The organism is Planococcus sp. ANT_H30, from assembly GCF_008369335.1.
Taxonomy (GTDB): Bacteria; Bacillota; Bacilli; order Bacillales_A; family Planococcaceae; genus Planococcus; species Planococcus kocurii.
Genome location: NZ_VOBJ01000009.1, coordinates 36804 through 57093, shown reverse-complemented (window position 1 = coordinate 57093; position 20290 = coordinate 36804). Strand labels below are relative to the sequence as shown.

The 20290-nt window shown below is 43.5% G+C and carries 21 protein-coding genes; 16 read left to right on the top strand and 5 right to left on the bottom strand.

All coding sequences use genetic code 11. The annotated features are described in order from the left end of the window. Positions 1 to 3 precede the first annotated feature (3 nt). Together FQ085_RS15315 and FQ085_RS15310 are read left to right on the top strand one after the other, a co-directional pair. Entirely contained in the window at positions 4 to 288 is a 285-nt protein-coding gene (locus FQ085_RS15315) for a DUF5316 domain-containing protein (protein ID WP_058386305.1), read from the top strand. 18 nt (positions 289 to 306) lie between these two features. After that, complete coding sequence (locus tag FQ085_RS15310) at positions 307 to 1059, top strand: class I SAM-dependent methyltransferase (protein WP_058386304.1); 753 nt, start codon at positions 307 to 309, stop codon at positions 1057 to 1059. A gap of 66 nt (positions 1060 to 1125) precedes the next feature. Here the strand turns inward: FQ085_RS15310 and FQ085_RS15305 are convergent, their stop codons facing one another. Together FQ085_RS15305 and FQ085_RS15300 are read right to left on the bottom strand one after the other, a co-directional pair. Next, positions 1126 to 1482, bottom strand: coding sequence for a DUF1801 domain-containing protein (locus tag FQ085_RS15305; RefSeq protein WP_149457066.1), 357 nt, complete (start codon positions 1480 to 1482; stop codon positions 1126 to 1128). A 13-nt stretch (positions 1483 to 1495) separates the two neighbouring features. Further along, positions 1496 to 2014 (bottom strand): helix-turn-helix domain-containing protein, encoded by a 519-nt coding sequence (locus tag FQ085_RS15300; protein WP_058386302.1) that lies wholly within the window; start codon positions 2012 to 2014, stop codon positions 1496 to 1498. Between the two features lie 158 nt (positions 2015 to 2172). Between FQ085_RS15300 and FQ085_RS15295 the strand changes: the two genes are divergently transcribed. Together FQ085_RS15295 and FQ085_RS15290 are read left to right on the top strand one after the other, a co-directional pair. Then, a complete protein-coding gene (locus FQ085_RS15295) occupies positions 2173 to 3486 on the top strand; it encodes an MFS transporter (RefSeq protein ID WP_149457065.1) in 1314 nt (437 codons plus the stop codon). Between the two features lie 24 nt (positions 3487 to 3510). After that, on the top strand, positions 3511 to 4494 hold the full coding sequence (locus FQ085_RS15290; protein ID WP_149457064.1) for an ornithine cyclodeaminase family protein: 984 nt from the start codon (positions 3511 to 3513) through the stop codon (positions 4492 to 4494). 287 nt (positions 4495 to 4781) lie between these two features. On the opposite strand, the gene FQ085_RS15285 is transcribed toward FQ085_RS15290, so the two are convergent. Then, positions 4782 to 5342: a sugar O-acetyltransferase gene (locus FQ085_RS15285; RefSeq protein WP_149457063.1), complete on the bottom strand. Its 561-nt coding sequence runs from the start codon at positions 5340 to 5342 to the stop codon at positions 4782 to 4784. Positions 5343 to 5457: 115 nt separating this feature from the next. On the opposite strand from FQ085_RS15285, the gene FQ085_RS15280 reads away from it, so the two are divergent. Beyond that, positions 5458 to 6099 carry an alpha/beta family hydrolase gene (locus FQ085_RS15280; protein ID WP_071153973.1) on the top strand — a complete coding sequence of 214 codons (642 nt, stop codon included), beginning with the start codon at positions 5458 to 5460 and terminating at the stop codon, positions 6097 to 6099. 121 nt (positions 6100 to 6220) lie between these two features. Here the strand turns inward: FQ085_RS15280 and FQ085_RS15275 are convergent, their stop codons facing one another. Both FQ085_RS15275 and FQ085_RS15270 read right to left on the bottom strand, forming a co-directional pair. Beyond that, the gene (locus tag FQ085_RS15275) at positions 6221 to 7318 is read right to left on the bottom strand and encodes an ABC transporter ATP-binding protein (protein WP_149457062.1); all 1098 of its coding nucleotides are present in this window, start codon (positions 7316 to 7318) and stop codon (positions 6221 to 6223) included. A 107-nt stretch (positions 7319 to 7425) separates the two neighbouring features. Continuing rightward, positions 7426 to 8316, bottom strand: a complete 891-nt coding sequence (locus tag FQ085_RS15270; protein ID WP_149457061.1) for a PucR family transcriptional regulator — start codon at positions 8314 to 8316, stop codon at positions 7426 to 7428. 154 nt (positions 8317 to 8470) lie between these two features. On the opposite strand from FQ085_RS15270, the gene FQ085_RS15265 reads away from it, so the two are divergent. The 11 genes from FQ085_RS15265 to FQ085_RS15215 all read left to right on the top strand — a co-directional run bounded on the left by FQ085_RS15265 (position 8471) and on the right by FQ085_RS15215 (position 20162). After that, positions 8471 to 10057: a glycoside hydrolase family 13 protein gene (locus FQ085_RS15265; protein WP_149457060.1), complete on the top strand. Its 1587-nt coding sequence runs from the start codon at positions 8471 to 8473 to the stop codon at positions 10055 to 10057. Positions 10058 to 10080: 23 nt separating this feature from the next. Further along, entirely contained in the window at positions 10081 to 10956 is an 876-nt protein-coding gene (locus FQ085_RS15260) for an ROK family protein (RefSeq protein ID WP_071153970.1), read from the top strand. A 550-nt stretch (positions 10957 to 11506) separates the two neighbouring features. Beyond that, positions 11507 to 12811, top strand: a complete 1305-nt coding sequence (locus FQ085_RS15255; RefSeq protein ID WP_149457059.1) for an ABC transporter substrate-binding protein — start codon at positions 11507 to 11509, stop codon at positions 12809 to 12811. A gap of 528 nt (positions 12812 to 13339) precedes the next feature. Then, on the top strand, positions 13340 to 14200 hold the full coding sequence (locus tag FQ085_RS15250; protein ID WP_071153968.1) for a carbohydrate ABC transporter permease: 861 nt from the start codon (positions 13340 to 13342) through the stop codon (positions 14198 to 14200). Then, positions 14200 to 15015 carry a carbohydrate ABC transporter permease gene (locus FQ085_RS15245; protein WP_071153967.1) on the top strand — a complete coding sequence of 272 codons (816 nt, stop codon included), beginning with the start codon at positions 14200 to 14202 and terminating at the stop codon, positions 15013 to 15015. Before FQ085_RS15250 ends, FQ085_RS15245 begins: the two co-directional genes overlap by 1 nt. A 12-nt stretch (positions 15016 to 15027) precedes the next feature. Next, positions 15028 to 16047 (top strand): LacI family DNA-binding transcriptional regulator, encoded by a 1020-nt coding sequence (locus FQ085_RS15240; RefSeq protein ID WP_149457058.1) that lies wholly within the window; start codon positions 15028 to 15030, stop codon positions 16045 to 16047. A gap of 12 nt (positions 16048 to 16059) precedes the next feature. After that, positions 16060 to 17697 (top strand): glycoside hydrolase family 13 protein, encoded by a 1638-nt coding sequence (locus FQ085_RS15235; RefSeq protein ID WP_149457057.1) that lies wholly within the window; start codon positions 16060 to 16062, stop codon positions 17695 to 17697. A gap of 116 nt (positions 17698 to 17813) precedes the next feature. Next, positions 17814 to 18164 (top strand): DUF2200 domain-containing protein, encoded by a 351-nt coding sequence (locus FQ085_RS15230; protein WP_071153964.1) that lies wholly within the window; start codon positions 17814 to 17816, stop codon positions 18162 to 18164. A 180-nt stretch (positions 18165 to 18344) separates the two neighbouring features. Then, positions 18345 to 18791 carry a DUF4385 domain-containing protein gene (locus tag FQ085_RS15225; RefSeq protein ID WP_149457056.1) on the top strand — a complete coding sequence of 149 codons (447 nt, stop codon included), beginning with the start codon at positions 18345 to 18347 and terminating at the stop codon, positions 18789 to 18791. A gap of 64 nt (positions 18792 to 18855) precedes the next feature. Then, positions 18856 to 19749 (top strand): TIGR01777 family oxidoreductase, encoded by an 894-nt coding sequence (locus tag FQ085_RS15220; RefSeq protein ID WP_149457055.1) that lies wholly within the window; start codon positions 18856 to 18858, stop codon positions 19747 to 19749. Positions 19750 to 19892: 143 nt separating this feature from the next. Then, on the top strand, positions 19893 to 20162 hold the full coding sequence (locus FQ085_RS15215) for an RNA polymerase sigma factor (protein ID WP_149457054.1): 270 nt from the start codon (positions 19893 to 19895) through the stop codon (positions 20160 to 20162). The last annotated feature ends 128 nt before the right edge of the window (positions 20163 to 20290 follow it).

The following is a 20290-nucleotide window of genomic DNA, read 5'->3' as shown; positions in this document are numbered from 1 at the left end:
ATAATGAAATACTTTTTAATTGGAACAGTCATTGCCTTGGTTGGCGTGCTGGTTGCTTATGCAACGATGGATTGGTCACTAGTTTCGATTATTAGCGGCATCGCTGCCGGCATTGCGTTGATTTGGGGCGTCTTGGCGCTAGGAGCTGGCAAAAATAAATCAACAAGAACAACAAGTTCTGAAAAACGTCGAGAAAAACAACAGCGCGTAACGAAAATGAAAAATGCAGTTATGATTGCTGTGCCGAATATGGTTGCAGTTATCGTTAACTTAATCATGATTTCATAATGCAGATGGGGTGAAGCGGTGTTAGGGTATTACAGCAGTTTGTCAGCGGAAGTTTACGATCTCGATAAGCCAATCGGCAGTTCGTTTGGAGACATTGAGTATTACTTAGAGCGGCTCGCTTCATGTAAAGGCCGCATACTAGAACCGGCAGTTGGTACAGGACGCATGCTTGTGCCGTTGTTGGAAAATGGATTTCAGGTTGATGGTTTTGACGTGTCTGAAGAAATGCTGCAAGTGTGTCGTGCCAATTGCAAAGAACGTGGATTATCGCCGGAGTTGTTCAATGCAAAAATGGAGTCGTTTTCAATTGATGCAAAATATGCGGCAATTGTTATACCGACAGGGACGTTCTTATTGCTCTATGAACGTGAAAAATCGCTGCAAGCTTTGCAGAATTTTTACAGCCATTTAGAAACAGGGGGCAGGTTGATTGTCGATCTACATGTGCCATCGGGCATTGAACTCGAGAAAACTTCCACACGTAAGTGGCAAGCTACTAATGGCGACACGTTGACAGTAGAAAGTAAGAAGGTCGAAGTAGACTGGATTCAACAACATTTCGTCTCGCAAGGACGCTATGAACGCTGGCATGAGGGACGCTTGGTTGAGACGGAGCTCGAACGCTATCCTATGCGTTGGTACGGGGTTGAAGAATTCACAGCGATTCTCGAAGCGATTGGTTTTACTGACGTTACAATTACAACAGACTATCAGTTTGGCAACTATCCAAAAAATGCAGACGCTATCATCACTTTTGAAGCGACGAAATAAGAAAACCGAGGCAGAAGTTCTGTCTCGGTTTTTTAATGGATAAGCCCAATGATTTTTGCGCTTTTGTCATCTCCTATTTAACTCTACTGCATCCCAAATCAGCAGCTTCAACTCATCAGCTCGAATGTCATCGGTTCGGTTTAGTCGCACATGGCGCATTTTATTGCCGTCACCTTGCAATAGATTGGATTCGTCACGAAGCTCGGCACCGCGGTAAAATCCGAAATTAACGTGGCCTTTGGCAGTTTGCATATAGCAGACGAGGCCTTCTTTCGCGTAACTGGGATTAGACCATTTAAAGCCTTCATCCATTTCAGGGTAGGCTTCGAACACCAATGTGCGAAGCTCTGAGACGATTTCTTGTTCTGGATTTTCCAGTCTGTCGATAAATTCATCTACTTGCGGATCTTTGATTGGATGCATAGACGGATTCCCCTTAATTCGTTTTGGATGATACTAGTAAAAATCGCACATCTTGATCTGTTAAGTTGAACCAGTAATGCTTTTTGCGCGCATCAAACAAGATCGATTGATGCTCAGTTAACTCGGTGCGTGCGTCGTCCACTTCGACGGTCAGCACGCCTTCCACGACAAACAAAAATTCATAGCCGCTATGGGCAAATGGATTGCCTTCTGATTCAGCGGGCTTCATCGTCACGAGCATCGGTACTAAATTCGTTGCTTGAACACCATGAGACAAATCTTGGTAATGAAATCCTTCAAGACGCGTCGCCCAACCGGTTTTTTCGGTTTCATTTGCGAAAAAAAGACTGGGATCGACATTTAAAGCATCTGCTATTTTCCGCAAAGATTCCAGTGTCACACTCGATTTTCCACGCTCGACTTGCGACAAGAAACTAATGGAGACAGCGGTTTGCTCCGCTAGCTCTTTCAACGTCATGTTTCGCTCTTTGCGAAGGTTTTTTAAGGTAACCCCAATTGTTCCATGTGACATGTAGAAACCTCACTTTACTAAATGTTCTGTTCTCATCATAACGTACATCGAATGAAAATAAAATTTATATAGGGCATTGACAGAATATTGCTAACTGACTAAACTGTTGGAAAGGGTAATTAAAGTGTCACTTCAATTTATTTCGAGGGGGAAATAAGATGGATAAAAAGCAAACACGCAAAGTATTAACCGCAAGTCTTGTCGGCAGTTCGATTGAATGGTTTGATTATTTTTTATACGGCACGATGGCAGCATTGGTTTTCAATCAAATCTTTTTCGTCAATGAAGACCCAACTGTTGGACTCATGCTCGCATATGCATCGTTCGCATTATCATTTTTTATTCGTCCATTTGGCGGCATCATCTTTAGTCATATTGGTGACCGCATTGGCCGCAAAAAAACATTGGTCATCACATTAAGTATGATGGGCTTTGCGACATTCGCCATGGGCTTATTGCCAACCTATCAAGCAATTGGCGTGGCAGCACCAATTTTGTTAATCACATTACGATTGATTCAAGGACTTGGCATCGGCGGCGAATGGGGCGGAGCATTATTACTGGCAACCGAATATGCACCACCTGAAAAGCGCGGATTTTTTGGCAGTATCCCGCAAATGGGCGTAACCATCGGAATGATGATGGGAACGTTGGCTTTGTATATTATGACGTTATTGCCAGAAGCGGCGTTTATGAGTTGGGGCTGGCGCGTACCGTTCATTTTAAGTGCATTTCTTGTGGTGTTTGGCTTGTGGATTCGTAAAGGAATCGACGAAACGCCAGAATTTAAAGCAGTTCAAGCATCGGGAGAAATTCCGAAATTGCCGATTGTTGAGACGTTGAAATACCACTGGCGCGAAGTATTGATCGCCATTGGAGCAAAAGTTGTGGAAACAGCACCCTTTTACATTTTCGGAACGTTCGTCGTATCTTACGCAACCACAAATCTTGAGTTTTCAAGAACTGCTACACTCGCAGCAGTTATGATTGCAACGGTTATCACAACGATTTTAATCCCGATTATGGGAGCGTCATCTGACCGTGTTGGACGTAAGAAAATGTATGTGACGGGGGCAGTAGCGATGGGCTTGTTCGCTTTTCCCTATTTCTGGATGTTGCAGCAAGGCTCTGTTATTTTATTGATTGTCGCAACAATCATCGGGCTCGGTGTTATTTGGGCGCCAATCACAGCGGTTCTTGGCACTATGTTCTCTGAGATTTTCGATGCGAAAGTACGTTATACAGGCGTTACATTAGGTTACCAAATTGGTGCAGCATTAGCAGGAGGAACAGCGCCTTTAGTCGCAACTTTCTTGCTCGCAACATTTGATAACTCATACGTACCGGTGGCACTTTACATCATGTTAACAGCAGTCATTTCATTGTTGTCCATTTGGGCAGTAAAAGATTTAAGCGGTACACAAAATCAAGCAAAAGCAGCAGCGTTAGTAGCAAAGGAAAGTCGCGCTTAGGCGCATATTTTTAGGAGGGACTTCATGCTTATCATCAACGAACAGCAGATTCAGCAACAATACGGAATGCGTGAGGCGATCCGTGACGTAACGGCCATGCTTCAAGCAAAAGAACGAGGCCAGATCAATAACCCGCATCGCACCGTTCTTGGATTTCCAGAACGACAAGCGTCCGCGTTGTATATGCCAAGTGCGGACATGGTCAATAAAGTTTCAAGCGTGAAAGTGGTGACGATATTCCCGGAAAACCCAGCGCAAGGAAAGCCGACGACACAAGGTGTTATTTTATTGTCAGACGGCGATAATGGCGAGCATGTGGCGATGATGACGGCTTCGTATTTAACGCGGTTGCGCACAGGTGCACTCAGTGGCATTGCGACGGATCTGCTGGCGCGACAAGAAAGCCGCGTACTGACCGTAATCGGTACAGGCGGCATGGCGTTCGAGCAAGTGCTTGGCGTAGTAGCAGTGAGACCCATTGAAAAAATAATTTTAGTAAACCGCACACCAGAAAAAGCACAGCGTTTTGGTGAACGGCTTGCGGCATTCGGTATTGATATTCCGTATACGGTCGAAACGAATGTGTCATCAGCAGTTCAGCAAGCTGATATCATTTGCTGCGCAACGCGTTCAACCGATCCGGTGTTTGACGGCGTTGATTTAAAACCAGGTACGCACATTAACGGCGTCGGTTCGTATTTGCCAAGCATGCGCGAAGTCGATGAAACGACGATTTTGCGCGCTGATAAAATTGTCGCTGACGACTTGCCAGGCGTTAAAGACGAAGCTGGCGAACTAATTCACACCGTTGAAACAGGCGCGTGGTCATTCGACCAACTTCATGCGGAACTAGGGCAAGTGGTTGTCGGAGAAGCGGCAGGACGGGAAGCAGAATCAGAAATCACGTTCTTCAAGTGTGTCGGCGCCGCGTATTTTGATCTAGCTGTTGCCAAAGGTGTTTACAGCAAAATCAAAGAAAACGGAACAGGTATGGAAGTCGAATTGTAAATGAAAAGAGTCCCACAAGTGGCAAGTTGTCGCTTGTGGGACTTTTTATTGGGTATGAAGCAATGTGTCGCGTTACCTAAAGTTTTGGAGTTTTGTCAGAGACTATCGAGGTTTATACAAGGACTAGTAGAGTTTATATCGGGAGATTCAAGCTTCTTACAGGGATAGCCAGTTTCACATGAACTCCCAGCGTCTTGAGAAAAATCCCAGAAAAGAATTCTCTCTTCTTAATGATAATTGTCTAGTGATCGAAAGTAAAAAAGCAACACGCTGAAGCGCATTGCTCTTTATTCCTCAATCTGCTTGATGACTCTAGCAGGGTTACCACCAACGACTGAATTGGCAGGCACATCATGAGTGACGACGGCGCCGGACGCGATGGTGGCATTGTCGCCGATTGTGATGCCCGGATTGATGATGGCGCGACCACCGATCCAGACATTATGGCCAATGGTAACCGGTTTGCCGAATTCTTCACCAGAAGTTCGAGAAGCTGCTTCAAGTGGGTGAGTCGCTGTGTAAATATGAACACCCGGTGAAATCATACAGTTATTGCCAATCCGAATTTCGCAAACATCCAGAAACACACAGTCGAAATTAGCATAGAAATTAGTACCAACGTGCATATTGAATCCGTAATCACAGCGAATGTTCGGTTCAATATGGATGTTGTCACCCGTTGAACCAAATAGCTTTTTCAATAAGGCGGTCCGGTCTTGACCGTCCATTTCTGTCGTTTCGTTAAACAATCGACTAAGTCTACGAGCATTCATGCGGTTCTGGCGCAGTTCAGCATCTTGCGGGTCGTACATTTCGCCAGCTAACATTTTGTCTTTTTCGCTCTTCATTCGTTAACCTCCTCTAAAGAATCTTAGTAAATCGATTGTATCATAGCTAATTTGGAAAATATTTAGTAAACTTATAGAATATTCTTTATAATAGAGAGAGACAGGAGTGGAATTTATGAAAGCAATCAACAACAAAGTCATAGGCTACAAAGGAATCGAGGTTCCTTACACGGTCATGCTAACGGAGGATTACACAAAAAAATTGGCTATTTTTTTACCAGGTGCGGGATATACGACAAAAAGTCCACTTTTCCATTTCGCAGAAGAAATTTTCTTGAATGAAAACTATGATGTGCTGCGTATCAATTATCAATACACAGACAAAGCATACGATGAATTCACGATGAAAGAATTGAGCGAAGCGATCGTTCATGACGTTCGTTTGGTGATTAGTCAAGTGCTCAAAGGCAGAAACTATCAGGACTTTTATTTGGTCGGAAAATCACTTGGTACGATTGCGATGGCAACTGAAATGCTGCGTCCTGAATTCAGTGAAGCCAAAGCTGTATGGGTTACGCCGTTACTAAACCAAGAACAAGTTTTGAACACGATGGTCAACAGCAAAAATGCTGCGCTATGCTATATCGGCGACAAAGACCGTTATTACTCACCGGGTGCATTTGAGTTGCTAAAAGCAAACGCGAATTTAGAGTCGACGCTCTTGCCAGACATCAATCACCGGTTGGATTGTGAAACCGACCCACTTAAATCCATTGATGCCTTAAAACAAATCATCGCTGGAATCAAAAACTTTTAATGCATAGCTGCCATTTATGTAGGCAGCTTTTTTTGATGGGGTTTTGGTAGGGGTGCAGTGTGCTCTTTATCACTTATTCAGTAAAAAGAAAAAGCTGCTGAGGATTTCTCAGCAGCTTTTATTAACGTATACGTAATTCTGATTCGCTATCGAAAAAGTGCGCTTTATTCATATCGAAGGCCATGTCGATCGTCGATTCTGCTTCAACATTAAAACGTGAATCGACACGTGCAACAAAATCTTGGTTATCGACTTTCGAGTAAAGGATAATTTCTGCGCCCATCAATTCTGCAACGTCAATGTACGCTGTCAGTTTGGTATGAGGGGAGTGCTCTAAAAAGAGCGGCTCGTCGTGAATATCTTCAGGACGTATGCCAAGAACAAGTTCTTTGTTGTCATAGCCACCGTCTTTCAAGGCAGCCAGTTTGCCGTCAGGGATAAGAATGTGAATGTCGCCCATGACGAAATGGCTGCCCACTAATTTGCCGCGCAAGAAGTTCATAGACGGCGAGCCGATAAATCCACCGACGAACATATTGTCCGGCAAATCATAAACTTCTTTTGGCGTACCCACTTGCTGAATAAAGCCGTCTTTCATAACGACTAAACGTGTCGCCATCGTCATCGCTTCTGTTTGGTCGTGCGTTACATAAACAGTCGTCGTCTGCAAGCGACGGTGCAATTTTTGGATTTCTGCGCGCATTTGCACACGTAATTTCGCATCTAAATTTGATAAAGGCTCATCCATCAAGAAAACTTTCGCGTCACGAACGATGGCACGTCCTAGAGCGACACGCTGACGTTGTCCACCCGATAGCGCTTTTGGTTTACGGTTTAAATAATCATCCAGCCCCAAGATTTTAGACGCATTGGCAACGCGTGCTTTGATTTCGTCTTTTTTCATTTTGCGCAGTTTCAAACTAAACGCCATATTTTCATAGACGGTCATATGCGGGTACAATGCGTAGTTTTGGAAAACCATCGCGATGTCACGATCTTTTGGTGACACGTCGTTTACGCGTTTGTCGCCGATAAACAAATCGCCATCTGTAATATCCTCAAGCCCTGCGATCATACGAAGTGTTGTGGATTTCCCGCAACCGGAAGGTCCAACTAGTACTAAAAACTCTTTATCGCGAATTTCTAAGTTAAAGTCTTGTACCGAAACTACACCTTTTTCGTATTCTTTTTTGATATTAACTAATGTTAAGCCCGTCATTTGGTTTCCCCCAATAATCTCTTTGTCATTGGTAACAGCTTAACCGAAAGACGATTTTGAATAAATATCAAAATTGCCTAAAAAATCAAATCATTTTTTGTGCACATTTACTTTTGGATCAAAATCGCTAGATATACTGCCATGGCCTCACGGAATTTTCGCACGTCAATGCCGGTATTTTCATAAAAACGATCGAAACGATATTGCAAACTATTGCGATGCATATGTAAGGCTTTAGCCGTTTCTGAAATATTTAAGTTATTTCGCACAAATACTTCAATCATTTTCATCGTTTCTTCATCACCTTGATAAACTTGCAAAACGGATTGTTTTATTTCATTCCGGAATGGTTCTGATGTTTGATCGAGCAATAAATACGGAATCGCATCGGTATAACTGATAACGGTTTTTTTCGAATACAGGCTAACGATTTTAGCACCATCCACCATTGCGCGGTAGTGAGTGACAGCTCCTTGCAAACTTGCACGAAGTGGTCCAACAAAAAAGTGGATGTTGATATACAAATCACTCATCAACACATCGATAATTTCATCGTAAGAAATCGGTCCGTCTTCTTTTGTTACGTATTCGACTAAAACACCTTGATGGTCGTTTTGCCACAAAATCGGCACGTGCTGCGCATAAAAATCTTGAACCGCTTGTTTAAACGCTGCAGGACTAATTTGTTTTTCTTGAATAGAAAAATGGACAAAGCGATAGGAAGAATTTAATGGAAACATCTTACTGTCATCGGAAAGCGCAGGATCAACCGCAGCCGCCCACTTTTTTTCTTCGTCCGTCAGCATCGGGAATTTTGGATTATAAGGCGTCAAAAATGTCGCGAGTAAAGACAAATCTCTTGGAGCAAGTTCCCTTTCGTGAATGCCGATAGTCACGCCATCAGGACATGAAAACCATGTATAGGCTGAATCTGAAGCGAGCGTGTCTTGGTCGAGTAATTGAAGCGAAGGGTAGAGTTTTTTTAATTGATTGATCATTGAATACCTCTTTTCGCAATTTTAACATTTTGAAGAGTTAGATAACTTATTCATTATACAATAAAATCACAGGTTAAATTAAGTAGTTGGCAAAACAGCGGATTCATGTATGATGGTTGAATAGTATTCACTTTATCAAGAAAGAGGGGATTTTATGGCCGACTGGTGGAAAAAATCGACTGTGTATCAAATTTATCCGCGAAGTTTTATGGATTCAAACGGCGATGGCATCGGGGATATTCGGGGCATTATCCAAAAACTCGATTACTTGCATGAACTCGGTGTAGATATTCTTTGGCTATCACCCGTGTATGATTCACCGAACGACGATAACGGCTATGACATTCGTGATTATTACAAAATCATGAACGAGTTCGGCACGATGGCAGATTTTGATGAGCTACTTGAAAAAGTACACGCGCGTGACATGAAATTGGTTATGGATCTCGTTGTCAATCATACGTCTGATGAGCATGCGTGGTTTAAAGACCATCCCAATTTTTACATATGGCGCGATCAGCCAACCAATTGGCGCTCGTTTTTTGGTGGAACGACGTGGGAGTATCAAAAAGAACGCAATCAGTACTACTTGCACTTGTTTTCCAAAAAGCAGCCAGACCTGAACTGGGAAAATCCAGAACTGCGAAACGCTGTTTACGAAATGATGCGTTGGTGGTTAGATAAAGGTGTAGATGGTTTCCGAATGGACGTTATTAACATGATTTCAAAAAATCCGGATATGAAAGACGCACCAAATGGCGATGGCAGTAGTCAATTTATGAACGGATCAAACGTCCATACTTACCTAAAAGAAATGAACAAGCACGTGCTGTCTCAATACAATATTGTTACAGTTGGAGAATCGCCAGGCACAACGCCAAAAGAAGCGCGTGACTATACCGCCGCACAAAATCAAGAACTCAATATGATTTTCACATTCGAGCATATGGACCTCGACCAAGCATCGGGGGAGAAATGGGATTTAAAGCCGCTCGATTTGATCGATTTAAAAGAGAATCTGGAAAAATGGCAACACGGTTTACACAACGAAGGTTGGAATAGCCTATACTGGAACAACCACGATCAGCCACGTATTGTGTCGCGGTTTGGAGATGATCAGGATTGGCGCGTCGAGTCCGCGAAAATGCTCGCTACGTGTCTGCATTTTATGCAAGGCACGCCTTATATTTACCAAGGCGAGGAACTCGGCATGACCAATGTACGTTTTGATTTGATTGAGGATTATCAAGACATTGAGACGGTGAACATGTATCAAGAAAAACGAGAAGCGGGTGTTTCGCACGACGACATCATGACGAAAATTTATGCGAAAGGTCGTGACAACGCGCGTACGCCGATGCAATGGTCCGCCGAACCGAACGGTGGCTTTACAACGGGCACGCCGTGGTTAAAAGTCAATCCGAACTACAAGGACATCAATGCCTTGCAGTATAAAGATTCAGATTCGATTTACCAATACTATAAAAAACTAATTGGTTTGCGTAAGAACATGGACATCATTACGCATGGCGATTTTGAATTACTCCACCGGGAGGATCCAGATGTATTCGCCTATACACGCACATGGAACGATGAAAAACTAACGGTGTACTGCAATTTTTCCAGCCAACCGAAATCTGTGACACTGCCAGAAGGAAAAATACTGATTGGCAATTACGCACCGAATAACAGTAAAGGATTGCTTCAACCTTACGAAGCAATCGTTTATTATAAACAATAAAACGAACACTACGAGGAGGCACTATGGAAAACGTATTAGGAGTCGACATTGGCGGCACAAAAATCCACCTAGGTATCATTAATGCTAGCGGTCAGATTTTATACGAAGAGAAAATTCCGACACAGATTCCACTTTATCCATATCTTGAGGAGAACATTTTGCGCATTTTAGCTGATCAACCTGATGTCAGCGCAATTGGAGTCGGCACGCACGGTTTTGTCGATCCGAAGCAAGGAAAAGTCATCTATTCTGCAGAAACTTTGCCAGGCTGGTCGAACACGCCGGTTAAAGAATGGCTGGAAAAAGCGACGGGTAAACGTGTTGAAGTAGAAAATGATGCCAATGTGGTCGCACTTGCGGAAGCAAAGTTTGGTGCGGCGCAAGGACTTAGTCGTGTGGTCGTTTTAACACTTGGTACCGGTCTTGGTGGCGGTGTTTTATGGGACGGCAAGTTGTTGAGCGGAGGTCCTTATGGCGGTGCGGCAGAATTTGGCCATATGATTCTTTATCCAAATGGCATAAAATGTGCTTGCGGTCGGTTAGGCTGTAGCGAAATGTACGTGTCCGGAACAGCGCTGCGCAATCGAATCGAAACGGCAGGCCTCACATTCACGCCCCCTGAGCTTTTTGAACATGCACAGAGCGATCCAAAAGCTAAGAAAGTCGTGGAAGAATTCACCGGCGATTTAGCGCTTGTTATTAGCAGTTTACAGGCAGCGTTCGATATGGAAATGGTCATTATTGGCGGGGGTGTTTCAGAAGCAGCAGATCTTTGGATGGAGTCGCTGCAACAGCAACTCCAACCGATGCTACTAAATCCGCTGGACATTGAAGTAGCACGTTTCGAAAACGACGCGGGTATTTTAGGAGCTGCATTATTGGTATTGGAAACTGAATAAATGAGTTTGAATAGGAGTGGCTGAGCGAGCTGCTCTTATTTTTTTATTTACTCCCAATTTGAAACTATATAAGTGGAATGAAGAAACCGACTTTTTTAAACCACTTCAGTTGCCCAGACCGTGGACGTGCCGGCGCTAAGCAACTGGTTGCGTAAGAAGGGAGTGTCTAGTTTGCTGTTATTACCTAGAAAATATGGGGAAAAGGAGACTCCGAGGGGGAAGTGCAGAACGAACTTGTGCGTCTATCTCAAGTTCATTTTGCGCAAGCCCTTGGCAACTGGCGCTACGAGTTTCTTACGGGTCAGTTGCGTGACCACACCCTGTGGACCCGAGAGCACAGCTGTTTTGCCGAAGATCAACAAATAGAATCATTCGTTCAACCTATCATTAGTTAAAAAAAGAATTTTTAAAAAATTCCATCTTGTGCAAACGTTTTCATGATGTTATGATACAGATAATTAATTTTCGGGAACACTCTCCAGTCCGTTTCCGCTTTTTATTTGTTCGTTTGTGCAAACGATTTCACAACAACTCAAAGGGGGATTTACTGATGAAGGAAGTAAGGTTTAGCAAAGGACTTGTAGCATCATTGATGTTGTCAGCTGCAGTATTGGCAGGATGTAGTAGCGACGGGGAAAAGGACGGATCGAGCGCAGAAGGTGAAGAAGTAACGGTAGACATTTTCCAATTTAAAGTGGAATTCAAAGACCAGTTTGAAGACGTTGTGGCACTTTACGAAAAAGAAAACCCGAACGTGAACATTGAAATCACAACGGTTGGTGGCGGAGAAGATTACGGCGCAGCACTTCGTTCACGCTTTGCATCTGGTAACGAACCGGCAATCTTTAATATCGGTGGACCTCAAGATGTAGCGGACTGGAAAGACAATCTATCAGACTTAACGGACACAGCAGCTGCAGGAGCGGCACTTGACGGCACGCTTGACGGTGTAACCGTAGAATCTGAAGTGCTTGGACTTCCTTATAACCAAGAAGGTTACGGCTTTATCTACAATACGCGTCTATTTGAAGAAGCAGGAATCGATCCGGCATCCATCACGGATTTTGCATCACTCGAAAAAGCTGTGAAAACCTTGGATTCGAAAAAAGACGAGCTTGGTCTTGAATCAGTCTTCGCTTTCCCAGGAAAAGAAACGTGGGTAACAGGACTTCACTTATCAAACACCTTTCTTGCTCCAGAGTTCGACAACAACGTATTAACAGCATTTGATGCGAAAACAGTCGATTTTAAATACGCTGACGGTTTTAAGAAAATCGTTGATTTGCAAAATGAATACTCGAAACAACCAACTGTTAGTCTTGATTACTCTCAGCAAGTCGAAGAATTATTTTCACTTGAACGTGTAGCAATTATTCAACAAGGAAACTGGGCGTACGGTTCAATCGCGGGTATCGATCCAGAACTTGCAGACAATGGCATTGGTCTTATGCCAATTCCTGTTGAAGGCGTAGAAAACACAGGCTTACCAGTGGGCGTACCGATGTATTGGGGCGTAAACAAAAAAGCGGACGAAGCAGTTGTTAAAGAATCAAAAGAATTTTTGGATTGGTTGTACACATCTGATGTAGGTAAAACAGCTGTGGTAGAAGACTTCAAATTCATCCCGGCTTACGAAGGTTACGACACATCGAAAATCTCTGATCCCATGTCGAAAGCCATTTATGATGCATCTGAGTCAGGCAATACAATCGGCTGGGTCTTCATGGGCTATCCAACTGGATGGGGTGAAGATGTACTTGGTTCGAACATCCAGAAATACCTAAGCGATGAAGCAAGCTGGGACGAAGTGATCGATTCAGCAAAAGAAGCTTGGGAAGCAGATAGAGCTAAGTAATACAATTTCAAGCAAACTTTCACGATGAGCGTGTTAAACAAAGTAGCCTCTGTGCTACTTTGTTTTGTTGCTGGGGTAAATGACAGGGCTTCGCACTTATAAACCGCACCGGTCGCTTAGGGCATGGCTCACACAATAAGCCGAGAAGAACACTCGTCTTATTGCTCCGCCTAGCCCGTGGACGCGCCGGTGCTAAGAGACTTGCTAGCTACAACGTGAGAGCAGCTGTTTTGTTGCTGGGGTAAATGACAAGGGCTTCACTCTTATAAACCGCACCGGTCGCTTAGGGCATGGCTCACACAATAAGCCGAGAAGAGCATTCGTCTTATTGCTCCGCCTAGCCCGTGGACGCGCCGGTGCTAAGAGATTTGCTAGCTACAACGTGAGAGTTGTTGGTATTGCTAGTCGAAAAATAAAAGATAGGCAGCAAAATAGCGGAGACGCCCGCGGCAAGCGTAGCTGTTTTGCGGACTATCGCTAACCCAATCTAAACTTAACCGACCAAATCAAGAAAGGAATGATGCCTGTATGCGTACAAAAGATTTATCTTATTGGTTGTTTCTAGCCCCTGTCTTATTGGCACTTACGCTAGTTGTCATTGTTCCGATGCTACTCGGCGTCTATTACTCCTTCACCACCTGGAACGGCATCGACACAGGAGAATTCGTCGGTTTCCAAAACTACATCGACTTGTTCAAAGATCAGCGTTTTCTTGATTCGCTCTGGTTCACAACAAAATTCTCAATTGTTTCGGTTATTTTAATTAACGTCATTGGCTTATCACTAGCACTGCTCGTTACGGGACGTGTTCGCTCAAGCAAATTACTGCGTACGACGTTCTTCATGCCGAATTTGATAGGTGGATTGATCTTAGGATTTATCTGGCAGTTTATTTTCATCAAAGTGTTTGCAAGTGTTGGTGAAATTATTGGGATGGAAAGCTTACAAGGCTGGTTGTCTACAACGGACACGGGATTCTGGGGCTTGGTTATTTTGATGAGCTGGCAGATGGCCGGATACATTATGGTTATCTATATCGCTTATTTAGAAGGCATGCCAAAAGAGTTGCTAGAAGCCTCTGAAATTGACGGAGCTTCTTCGTTTCAACGTTTCCGTTATGTGGTTTTTCCACTTGTGGCACCGGCGTTTACTGTTAGTATGTTCCTGACACTTTCAAATACGTTCAAGCTGTACGACCAAAACTTGTCGCTAACCGCTGGTGGACCTTATAACTCTACTGAAATGGTCGCAATGGAAATTTTCAAAACAGCGTTTACGCAAAATGCTTTTGCGTATGCGCAGGCAAAAGCTGTTATTTTCTTCGTTATCGTCGCAATCATTGCCCTTGTCCAAGTGTATTTGAACAAACGCAAGGAGGTTGAAATGTAATGAAGAAAAAATGGAATTTGAAATTAGAAATTCTTGGCTTGGTGTTAGCACTTTTGTGGTTGGCTCCGTTTTACTTAATGTTCGTCAACTCATTCAAATCAAAAAAAGAAATTTTCATGGACACTATCAGTCCTCCCGAAAATTGGAGCTTTGATAATTACATTACGGCTTTTGAAGAACTGGATTTTTTGCAGACATTATTTAATTCGCTATTAATTACAGTTGTCAGCGTTGTGTTGATCATTGTTTTCTCAGCGATGGCGGCATATGCCTTATCGCGCGCGAAAAGTAAGCTCAGCACGGTATTGTTTTTCACTTTCGTTGCAGCCATGCTCATCCCGTTTCAGTCGGTAATGATTCCGCTCGTTACGGTATTCGGTAAGTTTGAACTGTTAAACCGGGGGGGCTTAATTTTTATGTATATTGGCTTTGGTGCGAGTCTTTCTATTTTCTTGTATCACGGTGCACTAAACAATATCCCACGTTCACTGGATGAAGCGGCGACAATTGATGGAGCCAACCGCTGGCAAGTGTTTTGGCATATTATTTTCCCAATCTTAAAACCAATTACAGTAACAGTAGCCATTTTAAACATCATTTGGATTTGGAACGATTATTTATTGCCATCCCTGGTGATCAATACACCAGGAAGTGAAACGATTCCGTTGAAGATGTTCTTCTTCTTTGGTGAATACACGAAGCAGTGGCATTTGGCACTTGCGGGGTTAACACTCGCGATCGTTCCAGTCATCATCTTTTATTTCTTCGCACAACGCGAAATTATTAAAGGGGTATCGGATGGGGCAGTGAAATAGGAGGACGGTAAAATGGCAGTCACAATCAAAGACGTTGCGAAACAGGCAAATGTGTCGCCGGCCACTGTATCACGAGTGATCGCCGACAATCCACGAATCAGCGTCAAGACAAAAGTGAAAGTGCGGGAAGTCATGAAAGAACTGGGGTACTACCCAAATTTTCAAGCACGTAATTTAGTAGCGAAAAACAGTCGGACACTCGGTGTCATCATGGAAAATTCAGCCGCATTGGCCTTTCAAAATCCCTTTTTCCCTGAAGTGCTACGCGGCATTTCAACTAGGGCACATGAAAGTCAATACGGACTGTATTTGTCGACCGGTGCTACGCAAGAAGAAATTTACGAAGAAGTTATTGAAATGGTGCAAGGTCGACGAGTTGATGGGATTGTTCTTCTTTACTCAAAAATTGGAGATCCTGTTATGGAATACTTGTGCCAAAGCGGTTTGCCGTTTGCTGTAGTCGGCCGGCCGTACAAAAATCCGTGTTCGGTAACCTATGTCGATAACGACAATATCAATACCGCCAAGGAAACAGTGGAATACTTGATTGGACTGGGTCACAGGCAGATTGCATTTGTCGGAGGTGCGACAGATTTTGTCGTATCGCTCGACCGGTTAGAAGGCTATAAGCAAGCGTTGAATAAACATGGCATTCTGTTTGATGTGGCTTATACAGTCAATCAAGAGTTTATGCAAGGCGATAAAAGTGAGGCAATTCGCCGATTAATGGCACTCGAATTACCGCCAACGGCCATTGTTACGCATGATGACATGGTTGCTTACGAAGTCATCGGCTACCTGGAAGACTTAAAAATCCAAGTACCAGAAGACGTTTCCATTATCGGTTTTAACAATCACATGATTTCGAAACATTTAAAACCGCCACTCAGCACAGTCGACATTTCAATTTATGACCTTGGTTTGCATGCAGCAGAGTTGGTAGTAGAGAAAATAACGGACGAGTCAGTGCCTCCCAAACAAGTCGTAGTGCCTTCTCGACTAATAGAAAGAGGTTCCTGCCGACGTCTTTGAGAGGGATCGGATATGAATAAAAAATGGTGGAAAGAAGCAGTCGTCTACCAAGTTTATCCGCGCAGTTTCATGGATTCTGACGGAAATGGTCTTGGTGATATTAATGGCATTACGAGCAAATTGGATTATTTAAAAGGCCTCGGCATTGACGTAATCTGGGTATGTCCGATGTACAAGTCACCCAATGATGATAACGGCTACGATATTAGCGATTACCAGGAAATTTTAGAGGATTTCGGCACGATGGAAGATTTCGATTTGCTGATGGAACAAGTCCATGCGCGCGACATGAAGTTGATCATTGATTTAGTCATTAACCATACGAGCGACGAGCATCCTTGGTTTTTGGAATCCAGCTCATCACGCGATCATCCGAAACGAGATTGGTATGTCTGGCGCGACGAACCGCTAAATTGGGAAAGTATATTTGGAGGACCAGCCTGGGAATACGATGAAAAGACCAAGCAATATTTTTTACATATCTTTTCAAAAAAGCAGCCCGATCTAAATTGGGAAAATCCCGAAGTCCGTAAAGAACTTTATAAAATGATCAATTGGTGGATTGCGAGAGGAATCGATGGGTTTCGCGTCGATGCCATCAGCCATATTAAAAAAGATTACACGAACACGGCCGATGCGGAAGGGCATGTATTCGTCCCTTCGTGGGAAAAAATAATGAACGTCGATGGTATTCAGCCGATGTTGCAAGAATTATACGATGAGACGTTTGGCAAACACGACATTATGACTGTTGGTGAAGCGAACGGCGTTTCCGCAGACGAAATTGACGAATGGGTAAGTGAAAAGACCGGGAAATTCAATATGATTTTCCAATTCGAAGACATCGATTTGTGGAATATTGAAGTGCGCAACGGCGTAAACGTACCAGAACTAAAACACGTACTTAGCAAATGGCAAAACAAAGTAAACGGTGTCGGCTGGAATGCGCTATTTATTGAAAATCACGACAGACCACGCGTCGTTTCCACTTGGGGAAATGATCAACAGTACTGGCGTGAAAGCGCAACGGCATTAGCGTGCATGTATTTCTTTATGCAAGGAACACCGTTCATTTACCAAGGCCAAGAAATCGGTATGACCAATGCGCCGTTTGAAGAGTTGGATCATTTTGATGATGTCCATACGCATAACTTATATTTTCATAAAAAAGAAACCGGCATGCAACACGAGGCCATTATGACTTTGCTGCGGGCGACGAGTCGTGATCATTCACGAACGCCGATGCAATGGGACAATACGTTACATGCTGGATTTTCAGATGCATCCCCTTGGATGGGCATTAACCCCAATTACCAGTGGCTGAACGTCAAAGCGCAAGAAAACGATCCGCATTCGGTACTAGCCTTCTACAAACAGATGATCTGGCTCCGGAAGAATATGGACGTATTTGTTTACGGAGAGTATACGCTAATCGAAATGGGTCACGAAGCCGTATTTGCGTACACGCGAGAATACGGCGATGACAAAGTGTTTATCGTCACAAACCTTGCACAGCACGCATGTATGTGTGGCGTCAATCCTGAAAATTCAACGCTGTTGTTGGGAAATTACAGCAACAACGATTCAGCACAATTGCTGCCATATGAAGCACGTGTGTACAAAGTTCCAAAAGACGCAACTTTTGAATAAGCGACCGATATCGAAAACCCCGGAGAAAGCATACGCCTTCTCTGGGGCTTTTAGGGGTACAAACGTTCTGTTTCGTGTATAATGAGGACAGCAAGTAGTGCAAGGAGGGAGCCCTAATGACAGAGCATAAAATCTACAAAATGACTGCCGCCAAAATTTACGATTGCTACGTCGCCAAAGCCGAGCGAAAAAATCGCACTAAAGCAGAAGTTGATGAAATCATTCGGTGGTTTACCGGATACAGCCAAGAACAACTAGAAGCCCAACTCGCACAACAAACCGCATTTGCTCCTTTCCTGCTAGAAGCACCGATGTTAAACCCTTCGCGCGAGTTAATTAAAGGGGTGGTTTGTGGCGTCCGCGTTGAAAACGTGGAAGAACCTACAATGCGAGAAATTCGCTATTTGGACAAGTTGATCGACGAGCTAGCCAAGGGCAAGTCAATGGACAAAATTTTACGGCAGTAAACAAGCTGAGCTGATTCCACGGAATCAGCTTTTTCTTATACTGAGCGAAATGGATTTTTTTCTTAACCCGGGTGTTCGCAGTGTATATCCATCCCCCTCCAATTTTGCTCTCAAAAAGATTATACAGCCTAATCTGGGGTATATTCTTAACAAAGTAGATGCGCAAAGGAGCGGATAACGATGGCGTTTGATTATGAGTTGGATTATGAAAATTTGGATTTACGCAAACATCCCGAGCTATACCGTGTTGGCAGAGGTGAGCAGGGCGTATTGATGGTGGAGCCGTATAAAGGAGAGATTTTGCCACATTGGCGATTTAAGACACCAGACATTGCACAAGAGTCGTGCGATAAGATTTCAGAGATGTTCGAGGAGTATCGCAAACAAGATGATTTTGTCGGGATGGACATGGCACGTAAATTTATTCAAATGGGCTATACGCGCGCACGCCGTTATACCAATTACAAAGGCGGCCGCAAATACAATGAAGACGGCAACATCAAAGAACGTGATATTGATCCGGTAAAAGCCGAGTCGGCGGCCATTTTCAAAAAGCGCTGGGACGAAATTAGAGAAGACGAAGATTACTTGAAACGCAAAAAAAAGCACCAAAAAGAATTCGGTTAATCCGTATCTTTTACGCGGTTAGGACGTCAAGTAGGATAAGAATATACAGAAAATAGGTGGCGAAATGAAAAAGATTGTATTGGCTGGAGGTACTGGATTTGTTGGGCAGTATTTAGAAAAGAAGTTTACAGAGCAAGGTTACCAAGTCATCATTATTTCACGACAACCCAGTCATTTGAATTGGACCAATCATACAGGGATCGTTAGCGCACTAGAAGGCGCGGAGATGGTCGTCAACTTGGCTGGGAAATCGGTGAATTGCCGGTATACCGAAGCCAATAAACGAGAAATTTTTGATTCGCGGATGGAAACGACAGAAGCGCTAGGCACAGCCATTTTAAGCTGTGATAACCCACCACCGCTATGGGTCAATTCCAGCACGTCGACGATATACCGCCATGCGGAAGATCGACCCATGACAGAAGCGAACGGAGAATTCGGCAAAGGCTTTTCAGTGGAAGTGGGCAAGGCGTGGGAACAAGCACTATTTAGCTTTAACTTACCGAATACGCGACGAGTAGCGCTGCGTCTATCCATTGTCCTTGGCAAAGATGGCGGTGTCATGACCCCTTATGAAAACATGGTTCGCTTTGGACTTGGCGGCAAACAAGGCAATGGCAAACAAATGTTTAGCTGGATTCATGTAGAAGACGTTTACCGCATTATTCTTTTCGTGCGTGACCACGATCACCTAAGCGGCGTTATCAACACCACATCCGCAGAACCTGTAACAAATCGTGAACTGATGAAGCAGTTGCGCATAGCAATGGACAAAAGGCTGGGTTTGCCGGCTACCAAGTGGATGTTGAATATTGGAGCAGTTGTGATTGGAACAGAACCTGAACTAATTTTAAAAAGTCGCTGGATTTTACCTGAGCGTTTGCAACAGGAAGGATTTCACTTTGCTTATCCAACACTGGACAAAGCGTTAAAAAATATCCTTCATAAGACATTATAATAGTTCTATAGCATCAGAAAACTCTCCAAAAGGAAGTTTTTTTCTGATGTTTTTTTATTTTTTGAATTAATTGCCTTTATTTCGAGATATTTTGGTTTGAGATAATCAGATAAAGGAAATGCCTAAAGAGAGGGGGTGACAAATTGTCCATAGACGAAAAATTGATGATTGGTATCCACAATCGGGAAGAACAGGCATTAGTTGATTTGTACGACCGTTATCATCGAATCATATGGAATATTGCCCGACAGACCAATCCTGATCAATCTGTTTGTGAGCAATTTGTTACCCATGTATTCCGCACTGTCTGGACCAAGCCACAAGATTTTACGAAAAACCGGAAATTGCTTATGTTGTTAATAGACTGCTGTCGAGCTTACAGCGTTACAATGACCCAAAAAACTAAATCATAAACGACTTCCGTCAGAACACCGACAGAAGTCGTTTTTTAATGCCGCCAAAAATCCAATCTTTGAAAGTTGACGAATAGTCATAATCGGAGTAGCTTGAGAGCCATAGATTCAATAGTTCCGTTTGGAAC